General features: G+C 60.4%; 12 protein-coding genes. 8 read left to right on the forward strand and 4 right to left on the reverse strand.

The window, feature by feature from the left end:
- Positions 1-8 precede the first annotated feature (8 nt).
- The gene (locus EGX79_01590; GenBank protein ID AYX80990.1) at positions 9-779 is read right to left on the reverse strand and encodes a DUF2993 domain-containing protein; all 771 of its coding nucleotides are present in this window, start codon (positions 777-779) and stop codon (positions 9-11) included.
- 97 nt (positions 780-876) lie between these two features.
- Positions 877-1,374 carry a DUF2505 domain-containing protein gene (locus EGX79_01595; protein ID AYX80991.1) on the reverse strand — a complete coding sequence of 166 codons (498 nt, stop codon included), beginning with the start codon at positions 1,372-1,374 and terminating at the stop codon, positions 877-879.
- Positions 1,375-1,381: 7 nt separating this feature from the next.
- Between EGX79_01595 and EGX79_01600 the strand changes: the two genes are divergently transcribed.
- Positions 1,382-2,635 carry a UDP-N-acetylmuramate dehydrogenase gene (locus EGX79_01600; GenBank protein ID AYX82674.1) on the forward strand — a complete coding sequence of 418 codons (1,254 nt, stop codon included), beginning with the start codon at positions 1,382-1,384 and terminating at the stop codon, positions 2,633-2,635.
- 311 nt (positions 2,636-2,946) lie between these two features.
- On the opposite strand, the gene EGX79_01605 is transcribed toward EGX79_01600, so the two are convergent.
- Positions 2,947-4,782 (reverse strand): long-chain fatty acid--CoA ligase, encoded by a 1,836-nt coding sequence (locus tag EGX79_01605; GenBank protein ID AYX80992.1) that lies wholly within the window; start codon positions 4,780-4,782, stop codon positions 2,947-2,949.
- Between the two features lie 178 nt (positions 4,783-4,960).
- On the opposite strand from EGX79_01605, the gene mshA reads away from it, so the two are divergent.
- The 5 genes from mshA (at position 4,961) to EGX79_01630 (ending at position 9,803) form a co-directional block, all read left to right on the forward strand.
- Positions 4,961-6,304, forward strand: a complete 1,344-nt coding sequence (mshA, locus tag EGX79_01610; GenBank protein AYX80993.1) for a D-inositol-3-phosphate glycosyltransferase — start codon at positions 4,961-4,963, stop codon at positions 6,302-6,304.
- A 59-nt stretch (positions 6,305-6,363) separates the two neighbouring features.
- Positions 6,364-6,849, forward strand: coding sequence for a YbjN domain-containing protein (locus tag EGX79_01615; protein ID AYX80994.1), 486 nt, complete (start codon positions 6,364-6,366; stop codon positions 6,847-6,849).
- A 70-nt stretch (positions 6,850-6,919) separates the two neighbouring features.
- Positions 6,920-7,666, forward strand: a complete 747-nt coding sequence (locus tag EGX79_01620; protein ID AYX80995.1) for a phosphoglyceromutase — start codon at positions 6,920-6,922, stop codon at positions 7,664-7,666.
- Positions 7,667-7,796: 130 nt separating this feature from the next.
- A complete protein-coding gene (locus EGX79_01625) occupies positions 7,797-9,104 on the forward strand; it encodes a sensor histidine kinase (GenBank protein AYX80996.1) in 1,308 nt (435 codons plus the stop codon).
- A gap of 3 nt (positions 9,105-9,107) precedes the next feature.
- Positions 9,108-9,803 carry a DNA-binding response regulator gene (locus EGX79_01630; protein ID AYX80997.1) on the forward strand — a complete coding sequence of 232 codons (696 nt, stop codon included), beginning with the start codon at positions 9,108-9,110 and terminating at the stop codon, positions 9,801-9,803.
- 51 nt (positions 9,804-9,854) lie between these two features.
- Here EGX79_01630 and EGX79_01635 read toward each other — a convergent pair whose 3' ends face one another.
- Entirely contained in the window at positions 9,855-10,787 is a 933-nt protein-coding gene (locus tag EGX79_01635) for a hypothetical protein (GenBank protein ID AYX80998.1), read from the reverse strand.
- Between the two features lie 82 nt (positions 10,788-10,869).
- On the opposite strand from EGX79_01635, the gene EGX79_01640 reads away from it, so the two are divergent.
- Together EGX79_01640 and EGX79_01645 are read left to right on the forward strand one after the other, a co-directional pair.
- Positions 10,870-11,760: a Ppx/GppA family phosphatase gene (locus EGX79_01640; protein ID AYX80999.1), complete on the forward strand. Its 891-nt coding sequence runs from the start codon at positions 10,870-10,872 to the stop codon at positions 11,758-11,760.
- A 1-nt stretch (position 11,761) separates the two neighbouring features.
- A complete protein-coding gene (locus EGX79_01645) occupies positions 11,762-13,165 on the forward strand; it encodes a hypothetical protein (GenBank protein AYX81000.1) in 1,404 nt (467 codons plus the stop codon).
- Positions 13,166-13,200: the final 35 nt, after the last annotated feature.

A 13,200-nucleotide genomic window follows, 5' to 3' on the forward strand; every position in this document is an offset into this window, starting at 1 on the left:
CTTACCTGCTAGCTAAAGGTAAGTTCGCTCACGGTCGACAAAGGCAGATTTGCGCCCGTCAGCGTCAACGCCAGGCCCTCCCCGGTGACGTGCGCTTCCTCCACCTGCATACCGTGGCCGATATCGTAGCTCAACAGCGTACCGCTCGCTTCTCCCAGCCAGCCGGCCAGGCCATCGAGGTTTAAGCCGAGGATTGAGCCGCCCTCCAAGTTGATTTCGATATGGCCGCCGTTGGCAATCGGGCGGAATTTGGAGGTCGCAAATCCGGAGGCGAATTCAATGTTGAACAGGCCTTCGTCCGGCAACGGCGTGATTGTGGAAGCGCGTACACCGCTTTCCCGGTTAATTAGCGCCTGCAGCAGCTGAGGTGGGATTGTGACGTCTACTCGCAGCGACTCTGCGGTCGGATCCGCACGATTGCTCAGATCCACGTTTTCCAGGTGCACTTCCGCTGCCGGGTCACCGTTGATCTCCGGTGCGCTACCCAGCGCTTCCGGGTTCTTGACCTCCAGTGTGTTCGGAGTGGACAGATCCATCGAGGGCACTGACTTGGTGGCCAAGGCGAGCAGCATCGGGCGGGTGCCGAAAGAAACCTTGGGGTCTTCAGTGACCGTCGCACCACGCTCTTCGGCGGAGGTGCGGTAGCCGTCGGAAATCTCCTTGCTCACGAACATCCGGACGCCGATTTCGCCGGCAATCGCAATGAGTGCCACCACGATGATGACACCGAGGACGGTGGGCAGGACTTTGACGCTCGACGAGCGTTTAGCAGAACTCATGGTTCCCAGTCTTGCTTAACGACGGCTCCGTCGCTACCACCTTTCTTCGCCCGGGTGTCCGCCCCCGGTGCCGCCTCGGTGTGCCCCGCTGCGCAACCTACTTAGTGACGTAGTCCGCCAGCACAGCGGTCTCAGCGTTGAGGACGCGCTCCAGGTACGGAGCTGCCTTCTCCTCGAGCTTGCCACCGAGCAGCGGCACGTTGATGGCGAACTCGGAGTTGGTGGTCAGCACGGAACCTTCACCCTGGGCGGTGAGCTTCTGGGACGCACTGAAGGACGCCGGTACGCCCGAAGCTTCTGTGGTCAAAGTAGAGGTCGCGCCGTCGTCGTTAAGCGGGCTGATGACGAACGTGCGCGTCATGCCGACCCCGGACTTGACGAACTTCTGTGCCTGCGCCGGAATCTTGTCAGCAGAGACGGTCTGGCGAATCACGACGGTGGTGCCAGCGTCGGTGGTCTCGAACTTTTCCACCTTGCCGTCAGCTGCCGAGAAACGGTTTGCGACCTTCTCCCAGAAACCGGCGTCGGTGAGGGCCTCGTAAACCTTCTCAATCGGCTGGTCGAAGTTGACGGTGTGCGTGTTAGTCGTACTCATGCGCTTGATGATACGTAATTTGCACTACGCTAGGGGCGTGGAAAATCTCGACCAATCGCCGAACCCAATTCACCTGACCTCCGACATGGAAGAAGCCATCGATGGGCTTGCGGGGCTAGAGGGGGTGGAGCTCAGCACGCATACCGCTTTCGCGGATTTGACGACGCTCCGCCTTGGCGGGGTGCCACGCGCGGTCGTGCGGTGCAACACGACGGACGCTGTGGTCGATGTTGTACGCACGCTTGACGACGCTAACGTGCCCCTCCTCATCGTGGGAGGCGGATCCAACCTGGTGGTGGCCGATGAACTCGAGCCGCTGGTGGCTGTGGTGATCGAGGCCGACAACGTGACCATGAGCACTCGCGGACACGGGCTGGAGTCCGTGTCGGCAATCGTGGAGGCCGAGGCCGGTGCGGTCTGGGACGAGGTCGTGGAGATGAGTGTCGACGCAGGTTTTGGCGGCCTTGAATGCCTGTCGGGTATTCCGGGATCGGCCGGAGCCACTCCGGTGCAGAACGTTGGCGCCTACGGTGCTGAGGTGTCGCAGGTCCTGGACTCGGTGCAGCTTTACGATCGCGCAACCGGCTCGGTCGAGTGGGTGGAACCGGAGTCTCTCGACCTTTCCTACCGCTACTCGAACCTGAAGTTCACCGCACGGGCAGTGGTGCTGGCCGTGCGGTTCGAGCTCAGTGTGGATGGCATGTCCGCGCCACTTCGCTATGGCGAACTGGCGCGGCGCCTGGGCGTCGACGAGGCCGAGGCTGCGGCTGGCGAGATTCGCAGGCCGGCTGAGTTGGTGCGCGAAAAGGTGCTTGAGCTGCGCCGGGGCAAGGGCATGGTGCTCGAAGATGCTGACCGCGATACCTGGTCGGCGGGTTCTTTCTTTACCAACCCGATCATTCCGGAGAACTCGGTGGAGGCCGTGCGTGCAAAGGTTGCCGCGCTGCGTGGGGCCGATGAGGCCGCGAATATGCCCGCATTCCCCGCTGGCCCCGGCCACGAGGGAGCCGTGAAGCTCTCGGCGGCGTGGCTTATCGAGCGCGCCGGGTTCCCGAAGGGCTACCCCGGTGACGGTGCGCCCGCACGACTGTCGACTAAGCACACTCTTGCCCTGACCAACCGCGGGGAGTCCGGCGACGGTACGCCTACGACCGCCGCCGACTTGGTGGCTTTGGCGCGCGATGTGCGCGCTGGCGTGGAAAAGGCCTTCGGCGTGACCCTGGTGCCCGAGCCGGTGTGGGTCGGCGTGAGCATCGATTAGGCCCGCGGCGGGTGGCTGATGGCCAGTGGGGGCGGACTGGAGAGGCTGGCGTGCCTGATGGGGCTGGCGGGCTTGATGGGGGGCGCTGGAGTCGCTGGAGCCGCTGAGTAGTCCTCAGCTTGCGCTCCCGGGCCTTCTCTTAGGGTCGGGGATAGAGAAAGTGACTAGGTTTATGACATGTGAATATTATTCACCCTCAGTTTTTTGTCATAAACCTAGTCACTAAGTCTGGGGGGGAGCCGGGGTCCGCCTTAAAGGGATAGGAGCCCGCTCTACTCAGGCCCCTATCCCAACTACAAAACCACCGTGAACTAATGGTGCTTGCGGTGGGAAAGCGAATCGACGCTCTGGCCCTTCTGCTCCAGCTGCGTGAGCAGCACGTCGCGGACATCGCGGCGGCGGACCTTGCCCATCTGGTCGCGAGGAAGTTCCTCCAGGTGGAAGAATGCGCGCGGCACCTTGTACCGGGTCAGGTTGTCGTAGCAGTGGTCGCGGTAGGCGTCGGAATCCAGTCGGGCGTAGTCAGCAAGGGTGATGGCGGCCACGACCATCTCGGAGCCGTCACTCTTCGGGAGGCCGACGACCGTGGCATCGGTGATGTCTGGGTGGGAGAGCAGTACTTCCTCGACCTCGGCCGGGTAGACATTGAAGCCACCGGTGATGATGACCTCCTTGATGCGGGCAACCAGCTTGATGAAGCCGTCCGACTCCATGACTCCGACATCGCCGGTGCGGTACCAACGATCGCCAGCGGGAAGCTCAGCAGGCCCATCGGTGAAGGACTTCTCCGTTGCCTCCGGGAGGTTGAGATAACCGGCGAAAACCTGTGGGCCTCGGACGATGACCTCGCCCTCCTCGCCGTCAGCGCGGAGTTTGGTGGGATTTTCGGGGTCAACGATGGCAACCTCGGTGTCGGGGAATGGCAGGCCAACGTAGCCCGGGCGGCGGTTGCCGTCCATCGGGTTGCCGACGATAATCGGTGACGTTTCGGTGAGGCCGTAGCCTTCGACAAGGCGCCCGCCAGTGAGTTTCTCCCACTTCTGTACAAGGGAAACCGGCAGGGTAGCGGCGCCACAGAAGGCAAACTTTACCCCGGAGAGATCGACATTATCGCGCTCGGCTGCTTCGACAATCTTCTCGTAGAGAGTCGGCACACCAGGCACCCATGTCGGGCGATTGTTCTTCATCACCTTCATAATCAGCGGAATCTCCGGTGCCGGCACCAGCACCAGTTCAGCGCCAATCAGCATGGACAAGTTGGTGACAATGGTCAGGCCGTAGGCATGGAACATTGGCAGGATGCCGAGGGAGATTTCCCGCTCCTTGCCAAGGCCCGGCACCCAGGCCTTACCCTGCAGAATGTTCGCTACCAACCCCTGGTGACTCAACTGTGCGCCCTTTGGCGAGCCCGTGGTGCCAGAGGTGTACATCATCACTGCAGTGTCATCGGCAGTGATGGATTCATCGGCCTGGAGGTCGTGGCCATCTCCGCCGACGGCGTCGTGAAGCAAAGCGTCAAAACCCATGACCTGCGGTGCGGAGGAGTGCAGCTTAGCGCGGGCGGCGCGGAGCTTCGGCAGCGGGATCGACAGGGCGGTGCGCATGACAAACGGCAGGTCCTGCAGCATATTGACCGCGATGATGGTCTCGAGCGGGGTGTTGTTGCGGAGGTCTTCAAGTACGGGGACGATCTTGTCCCAGCAGATGGCAAAGCGGGCGCCGTGGTCGTTGAATGGGTGGCGCAGTTCGTGCGCGGTGTAGAGGGGGTTGTGCTCTACGGCAACAGCGCCGAGGTGCAGAACTGCCCAGTAGGCGATGACGTGCTGCGGGCAGTTCGGCATGAGCAGTGCCACGCGATCGCCTTTGCGTACGCCAAGTGCGCGCAGGCCGGCGGCAACGCTGCGAACCTTGGCATCCAGCTCCGCATACGAGGTGGAGCGACCGAAGAAGGTCAGTGCCTTGCGGCGCGGGTGGTTGCTCAGAGTGTGGCGGTAGACGTCTAGGAGGGTGTCGAAGTTGTAGTCGATGTGGGGTGGGGTCCACTCCGGATACAAGTTCAGCCAGGCCTTGGAAACCGCAGCGTTGGGTGCGGAACCGTGAGCTGGGGCAGAGTCATTTGCAGCGTGTGAGCTGGATGTATCGGCCATGGGGTCCTCCTAAATTTTTGTTTAGCACCTGAATATGTCGTGAGGTGATAATAACCTACGACGTAGTAGGTATCGACCTCTATTGTGCCGTACGTCGCACTGCGATGCCGGAATTCCGATACACGTATTTGAGGTACTCATTTGCGGGGTTGCCCCTGGCGTAGGCACTCTGGGCAGTATGAGCGAAACATTTCCGGCGGCAACGGCGGGCGCAGACGCAGCCACCTCTAACACCCCGGCGTGGCCGAACCGCATCGCGATGATCTCCATGCACACCTCTCCGCTGGAGCAACCGGGCATCGGTGACGCTGGTGGCATGAATGTCTACGTGCTGCGCACCTGCGAGGAGCTGGCACGACGCGGTGTGAAGGTGGATGTTTTCACCCGCGCCACGCGTTCCAGCGATGGGCCGGTGATTCAGGTCAGTGAGAACTTCCGCGTCATCAACATTGTGGCTGGTCCCTATGAGGGGTTAGAGAAGTCAGACCTGGCTACGCAGATGCCGGCCTTTGCCGGTGGGGTCATTGAATTCGCCCGCAAACAGGGGATTGAATACGACCTGATCCATTCGCACTACTGGCTCTCTGGCCAGGTGGGGTGGCTGCTGTCGGATTTGCTTGACATTCCGTTTGTGCACACGGCGCACACGCTGGCGGCAGTGAAGAATCTCCATCTGGCGGAGGGAGATACGCCGGAGCCGGAGTCTCGGCGTATCTGTGAGCAGCAGATTGTGGACAATGCGTGCCGGCTCATCGTCAACACCGATGCCGAGGCTAAGCAGCTCGCGGATCTCCACGATGCCGACCCGTGGCGCATCAATGTCGTGCCGCCCGGGGTGGACGTGGAGCTCTTTTCGCCGGGCAGTGATCGTGCCACCGAGCGGTCCCGTCGTGAGCTGGGCATCCCGTTGCACACTAAGGTCATTTTGTTCGTCGGTAGGCTGCAGCGGCTGAAAGGCCCGCAGGTATTGCTGCGGGGTGTCGGTGAGCTCATGCGTCGCCATCCCGCCACTAATGTCCGAGTGATTATCTGCGGTGGCCTGTCCGGTTCTGGGCTGCACGCGCCCGACGAATTCACCAATCTCGCCGCGGAAGAGGGGATTGATCACCTAGTCCGGTTCATGCCCCCGCGCCCGCCGCAGGATCTGGCGAAGCTCTACCAGGCCGCAGATATTGTCGCCGTGCCCAGTTACAACGAAACTTTCGGGTTGGTGGCGATGGAGGCTCAAGCCACCGGAACTCCCGTCGTCGCGGCGAATGTCGGCGGACTCTCCATCGCTGTCGACGATGGGGTCAGCGGTTTGCTTGTCGACGGTCACGAGCCCGCAGCCTGGGCCGATGCCCTCGGTCGCCTGGTGGAGGACGACGAGCTACGCATTAAATTGGCCACCCAGGCACGCGAGCACTCCCTGGAGTTTTCCTGGCAAAAGACCGTGGATCGGTTGGCCGATGTCTATCATCGAACCGAACTCCAAAAGGAAAATTGTCCCGGCTCTATCCGGGATGCGGGCGGCTCCCGGTAGGTTTCGTTAGCTTCAGTACCGCCAGAGCCGTAGCCACAAAAGCAGGGAGATGATTCACGATGAGCACGGACATCCAAGTACAGCTGAAATCCCTCGGTGAGCAGCTGGAACGCCTCGGTGTCGAGCATGGTATTGCAGACAATGCCGCCGTGGTGGTCCTGCCTGGTAAGAAGAAGCTCAAGACTGTCGTCGGCCTCATCCCGGCACCGGACTCCCTGCGTGTTGAAGCCTTCGTCTGTCGCGCGGTCGAAGAAAACCACGAGGCCGTTTACAAGTGGTTGCTACAGCGCAACCGTCGTCTGTTCGGCATCGGTTACACCATCGACGCCGCCGGCGACATCTACCTGGTCGGTCAACTGCCCGCTGAGCTTTCCGACGATGACCTCGACCGCCTCCTCGGTCAGCTGCTCGAGACGGCCGATGGGGACTTCAACCAGATCCTCGAACGCGGCTTTGCATCGGCAATTAAGCGCGAGTGGGAGTGGCGGGTTGACCGTGGGGAAAACCTGGCCAATCTGGAGCAGTTCCGCCACATGGTTGAGTAGCCGGGGGTAGCAACCCACATAGCGGGGCAACGAACGGCGGGCTTTCCCGTTTTGGGGCACAATTAGGGGTATGAGCAATGGAAAACTGATTCTTGTCCGTCATGGCCAGAGTGAGTGGAACGCATCCAACCAGTTCACGGGCTGGGTCGACGTTGCACTGACCGACAAGGGCCGCGCTGAGGCAGTACGTGCCGGTGAGATGCTCGTAGAGGCAGGCCTGAAGCCGCAGGTTCTCTACACGTCGCTGCTGCGTCGCGCAATTAACACCGCACACATTGCCCTGGATACCGCTGACCTGTTGTGGATTCCGGTTATCCGTGACTGGCGTCTGAACGAGCGCCACTACGGTGCTCTGCAGGGTCTGAACAAGGCAGAGACCAAGGAGAAGTACGGCGAGGACCAGTTCATGTCCTGGCGTCGCTCCTACGACACTCCGCCGCCGGAGCTGTCGGATGACAGCGAGTTCTCGCAGGCTAATGACCCGCGTTACGCCAACCTGGATGAGGTTCCGCGCACGGAGTGCCTCCTGGACGTCGTGAAGCGTTTCATTCCTTACTTTGAAGAGGAAATCCTGCCGCGTCTGAAGTCCGGTGAGACTGTCATGGTGGCAGCTCACGGTAACTCCCTGCGTGCACTGGTCAAGCACCTGGACAACATCTCGGACGAGGACATTGCCGCTCTGAACATCCCGACCGGTATCCCGCTGGTTTACGACTTTGATGCTGAGGGCAAGGTTTTGAACCCGGGTGGCACCTACCTGGATCCGGAAGCTGCAGCTGCAGGTGCTGCTGCTGTTGCCGCTCAGGGCAACAAGTAAAAATGTAGGTGTTTGATAGGCCGATAAGGGGCGCAGCCAAGTGGGGCTGTGCTCCTTGGTCTATTTAGAGCTAGCTAGCGCACTGATTTTCAGCGCGCGCGGATTGTGAAAAGAGCTTAGGGTAAGACCCGTGTCAAAAATCATTATCGCCGCTCTATTAGGTGCTGCGGTTATGGCAGCTGTGCTGATTCTTGGTGGAGTTGTCTCGGGTGCCTATAACGCCGCTCGGCGTCAGAAGAGCGACGAGGAAAGTTCAATAACCACCATGGCGCAGGTCATGCACCTGGCCATTCAGAAGTCTCCGACGGGTGTGGTGGTCGTTGACATCTCACGTGATTTGATTTTGTCGAACTCCATGGCGCACAAGTTAGGGCTGGTCTATGAGCGCCGCCTCAATGACGTGGGCTGGGAAGCTGCGCTCAAGGTCTTTGACTCGCAGGAGGACCAGGAGCTAACGCTGGTGCTGCCGTCGCGCCGGGCGGGGGCGCCGGACACAATTGTCCGCTGTCAGCTAACTCCGTTGTCACTGGTGGACGACCGTTTTGTGGTGATTTATGCGGCGGATGTCTCCGAACAGGCCCGTATGGAGGCCGCGCGACGTGACTTTGTGGCTAACGTTTCCCACGAGCTCAAGACTCCGGTGGGGGCCATCAGCCTCTTGGTCGAGGCGCTGAATGAAGCTACCGACGACCCGGTTGCCGTGCGTCACTTCAGTGAGAGCCTGACGCAGGAGTCCAAGCGGATGTCGACCATGATTACGGAACTCATCTCGCTGTCGAAGCTGCAGGGGGCAGAGCCGCTGCCGGACATGTCTCCCGTGAGGGTTGAAGAGATTGTCCAGGGAGCTGTGCGTCGTAACCAGATGCTCTCGGAGCAGGCGGGTATTGAAATCACCGTTGACTGTGAGCCGGATTTGGTGGTTGAAGGTGAACGCAGCCTGCTGATTACCGCGGTGTCCAACCTGATTTCAAATGCGATCAACTACTCGCCAGAGGCCACGCCTGTATCTGTGACTGCGGTCAAGGAGGATAACGACACCGTCGCTATCCGCGTCACTGACCGCGGTATCGGCATTTCCCAGGCGAATCAGAAGCGTATCTTCGAGCGCTTCTTCCGTGCGGATAAGGCACGCTCGCGGGCGACAGGCGGTACCGGTCTGGGCTTGGCAATTGTTAAGCACGTCGCAGCGAATCACAAGGGAACCGTGAAGCTGTGGAGTCGGCTGGGCACAGGATCGACCTTCACCATTGAGCTCCCGCTGATGGAAAAGAACGGTTCCGCGTCGAATGATGGCGATGTATCTGCACGTTTGCCAATCGGCCACACCCAGCCTGCGGGTAAAATTGCGGCTAAGAAAAACGCGCAGCGCGGTACGGGCAAAACCCGTGGCAAGGATAAGGATTCCCAGAACAAGGATTCCAAGGAAGGAATGAAGTAATCCGTGACTGAGGTACTTATTGTCGAAGACGAGACGGCTTTGGCGGAGCCGCTTGCGTTTCTGCTGCAGCGCGAAGGATTCGAGGTGCGGATGGCCGCTGACGGCCAGGAAGCACTTGCAGAATTCTCCAAGGCAGAACCGGACATTGTGCTGCTGGACCTCATGCTGCCAGGTATGAGTGGCACCGAGGTCTGCAAAAACATCCGCTTAAAGTCCTCTGTCCCAGTGATTATGGTGACCGCCCGTGACACTGAGATTGACAAGGTCGTCGGCCTCGAAATTGGTGCGGATGACTATGTGACCAAGCCGTATTCCTCTCGGGAACTTATTGCCCGTATCCGGGCTGTGCTGCGCCGCGGTCGCCACGACGACTCCGACGATGTCGAGGATATCTACGAGGAGGTCTTGCGCGGCGGCCCGGTCGTGCTGGACGTCGAGCGCCATGTAGTCACCGTTGACGGCGATGATGTCGCAATGCCGCTCAAGGAATTCGACCTGCTGGAGTACTTGCTGCGCAACCGTGGTCGTGTGCTAACCCGTGGCCAGCTCATCGACCGCGTCTGGGGCTCCGACTACGTCGGCGACACCAAGACGCTGGACGTACACATCAAGCGCCTGCGCTCCAAGATCGAGCGCAATCCTTCCTCGCCGGAGTTCCTGGTCACCGTTCGCGGCTTGGGTTACAAGTTCGAGGACTAGCTCAGCAGACTGCTGCCGACAATCTCCGCCGTCGGTCTGAGAAACCCCGACTTAAACCTCGTCCGGCGCCAGCCCCTCGGCCGCTGCGCGTGTGGCCGGGTGAATCGCCAGCAGTGGGTAGCCACTCGGCCCGAAAGCCTTGGCCGCGCCCGCTATTTCTCGGGCACGGCAGTGCTCCGCCAGAATTTCGTAGCACTCTTCGCCGATGAGCTCTATTAGCTCGGACTTGTGCGTGCGCCACACCGGCTCGCCACCGGTATGTGTGGCCGGCGCGCCCGTGCAGAACCATTCAAAGTCCTCGCCGCCATCGCCCCAGGCACGACGATCGTATTCGGTAATGGTCGTGCGCAGAATCTCCTGGCCGTCCGGGCGTTCCTCCCAGTCCTCCAGTCGGCGCAGCGGCACCTGCCAACACACATCCGGCTTGACCTTTACGGGGTCAATGTCGTTGGCCATCGCCCATTGGTGGATGGCACAGCCCGCACCATTGCGCCATCCGTCACGGTTGGCAAAAATGCAGGCATTCTTCACGACCTTCGTTTTCAGAGCAGGCTCAGGCTCTCCGTTTTCGTCGTCAAGCTCGTCCCACACTAACCACGGTTCCAACGGTTCGGAGGGGTCGGTTTCGTAGGTTTCAAGCCACTTCAGAGTTTGTTCGGGGCGGTTCTGCCACCACTGGGGCTCTGCGGAGTCGCCTTCCATTCGCTTTACGACGTCAATAACCCTCTCGCGGTCTTCTTCGTCGGTGATAAAGGCGCCATGGCCACAGCATCCGACATCCGCGTTCGCGGAGTCGATGCCCTGGCAAGCGGAGGTGCCGAAAGCGCATTGATAGGAGCTCATCAACCAGGTTAGGTCGCAGGTGATGATATGTTCTGGGTCCTCCGGGTGGGCGAACTCGAACCACTCGCGGGGAAAGTCATAGGCGACTTCAGCGGGAGACGGTTGCGGTCCACGACCGGGGCGGGGGTGGGGTTGATTCACACCAATACACCGTAGACCGTCTAACCTACTAAGAGTGAGATTAGGTGTATTAGATGTAGGTAGTAATACCGTCCACTTGGTGATGGTGGACGCCCGCCGGGGCGGACATCCGACTCCGATGAGCGATTCCAAGTCGACGATGAAGCTGGTCGAGTACCTGGATAAGGACAACAACCTGTCCAAGAAGGGCATTGACAAGCTGACGGGCTACGTCGCTGAATCCAAGGAATTGGTTGAGCAGATGAAGTGCGAAGAGATGATTAGCTTCGCCACTTCAGCTGTTCGCGATGCCACGAATGCGGACGAGGTTCTCGCCCACGTTGAGAAAGAAACTGGCATTAAGCTGCAGATTCTCTCCGGTGAGGATGAGGCTCGTCTGACCTTTTTGGCAGTACGGCGCTGGTACGGCTGGTCTGCTGGTCGTCTAATCAACCTGGATATCGGTGGCGGTTCTCTTGAGCTGACGTCGGGTACTGATGAAGATCCGGAGGCCGCGTACTCGCTGCTGCTCGGTGCGGGACGGTTGACCCACGAGTGGTTCGAGACCGATCCGCCGGAGCGCAAGAAGATTGACCTGCTGCGCGATTACATTGATGCTGAGCTCGCTGAGCCAGCTCGTCATCTGCGTACGCTTGGTGAGCCGGACTTGGCTGTCGCCACCTCGAAGACTTTCCGCACTCTCGCTCGCCTGACCGGTGCGGCGCCTTCCGCTGCTGGTCCCCGGGTTAAGCGCACTCTGACTGCCGCTGGTTTGCGCCAGTTGATTGCGTTTATTTCCCGCATGACGGCGGCTGACCGTGCTGAACTTGAGGGTGTTAGTGCGAATCGTTCTCACCAAATTGTCGCAGGTGCTCTCGTTGCAGAGGCTAGTATGCGAGCATTGGGATTAGAGAAGGTCGAGATTTGTCCTTGGGCGCTGCGTGAGGGCATTATCTTCCGACGACTGGACAGTGACCTATACGGAAAGGGTTGAGATGAGCGAGGAAAAGCTCACCGTTGCCGAACTGCTGGCGCGGCGGCAGAAGGAGGGAGCCCCCTCTGAACCACCGCGGCGCCGCCGTCGACGCAGCCTTGAAGAAGGCGGTGTGTCTGTTCAGGAGCTCACCGGCTCAATCCCTCGTGTAAAGGCCGACGAACCGCGACGTGGTGCTCACGCTCTTTCCAACGCAGACGACGATCAGACGACTACGAGTGATTTGCTTGCCGACGAAGCTGCGGCCAACGCCGCCGAAGAAGCGCAGGCAACCGAACCGGAGGTAGAAGCTCCGGAGCACTCGGAGGCTGTCGCTGAGCCAGTGGTAGTTGCTGAAGGGGCGGATTCGTCGGAGCATGAGGTTCAAGCTGAGGCCGAGGCTGAAGCTGCTGATCAGGAAGAAGAGGAGTCGGAATTAGCTGAGGCTGACGCCGAAGTAGCTGACGCCGAGGTCGCTGAGGCCGAAGCTGACGAGGTTGCCGAAGTTGCTGAAGAACCGGTTGCACCGGTTGCACCGGCAGCTCCGCAGCAGGAGCAAGCCGCGCAGAGCACACCAACTGCGCAGCCAGCAGCCCCTGCGGTGCCATTGGCAATTCCGATGGAACCCCGTCCGGTCATGGTCAACTCCGAGCGTTCGGAGATTACCTACACCTTCACCGAACTGCGTGACATGGCAGACGAGTCGCAGCAGCTTGGGGAGCCGGGGCCAGTCGCTCGTGCGGTACTCACCGGTTCCAACGCTTACGACGACCGTCCGACTGCCTCCATTCCGGTTGTCCAGGACAATGTCGACGAAGAGTCCGAGGCATCCGCTGAATCGGATGACGTCGACGGTGAACAATTTGCTGAGGCTGAAGCTGCTCAGGAAACCGCTACCTTCGAGGCTGCCGACGCTGACGCCGATACCGGTGCCGCTTCCAAGGCGGCAGTGGCAGCCGCTGTCGCTCCTGAAGTTGCACAGGCAGAAGACGCACAGGCCGATATCGAGCAGGCCGAGGACGCCCCCACTGAGGCTGCACAGGTCGAGACCACACCGACCCAGGCCGCAGCTGACGAGAAGCAGGCGGAGCCCCGGGACGTCGTTAAGCGTGAAGAATCCAAGAGCTCCAAGGGCAAGGCCGTCGCGCGCGATGGCTACGCCGAGGACAATTCCCTCTCGGTGCCGTTGCTGCTAATCCAGGTCTTCGTGGGTCTGATTGCTGGTGCATTGGTGTTCCTGGGCTTCACCATGGCCTGGTCGTCGCTGCCAAAGATTGTGGTTGTCATCATGGCTCTCGTGGTCGCTGGTGGCTTCGCGGGAATGGCGAACTACCTGCGCCGTGAGAAGGACAAACTGACACCGATTCTCGCAGGACTTGTCGGTTTGGCGCTGACATTTGGCCCCTGGATTCTCTTCCAGTTGTAGTGGGGTCAACAGAATAATCATCACCTGATGCAGGG

The organism is Corynebacterium jeikeium, from assembly GCA_003955985.1.
Taxonomy (GTDB): domain Bacteria; phylum Actinomycetota; class Actinomycetes; order Mycobacteriales; family Mycobacteriaceae; genus Corynebacterium; species Corynebacterium jeikeium_D.

Excerpts from the sequence above, each read along its gene's own strand:
- EGX79_01600 (AYX82674.1), top strand. The coding sequence starts at position 1,382 with ATGATACGTAATTTGCACTACGCTAGGGGCGTGGAAAATCTCGACCAA.
- mshA (AYX80993.1), top strand. The coding sequence starts at position 4,961 with ATGAGCGAAACATTTCCGGCGGCAACGGCGGGCGCAGACGCAGCCACC.
- EGX79_01620 (AYX80995.1), top strand. The coding sequence starts at position 6,920 with ATGAGCAATGGAAAACTGATTCTTGTCCGTCATGGCCAGAGTGAGTGG.
- EGX79_01640 (AYX80999.1), top strand. The coding sequence starts at position 10,870 with ATGGTGGACGCCCGCCGGGGCGGACATCCGACTCCGATGAGCGATTCC.
- EGX79_01615 (AYX80994.1), top strand. The coding sequence starts at position 6,364 with ATGAGCACGGACATCCAAGTACAGCTGAAATCCCTCGGTGAGCAGCTG.
- EGX79_01595 (AYX80991.1), bottom strand. The coding sequence starts at position 1,374 with ATGAGTACGACTAACACGCACACCGTCAACTTCGACCAGCCGATTGAG.
- EGX79_01605 (AYX80992.1), bottom strand. The coding sequence starts at position 4,782 with ATGGCCGATACATCCAGCTCACACGCTGCAAATGACTCTGCCCCAGCT.
- EGX79_01590 (AYX80990.1), bottom strand. The coding sequence starts at position 779 with ATGAGTTCTGCTAAACGCTCGTCGAGCGTCAAAGTCCTGCCCACCGTC.
- EGX79_01645 (AYX81000.1), top strand. The coding sequence starts at position 11,762 with ATGAGCGAGGAAAAGCTCACCGTTGCCGAACTGCTGGCGCGGCGGCAG.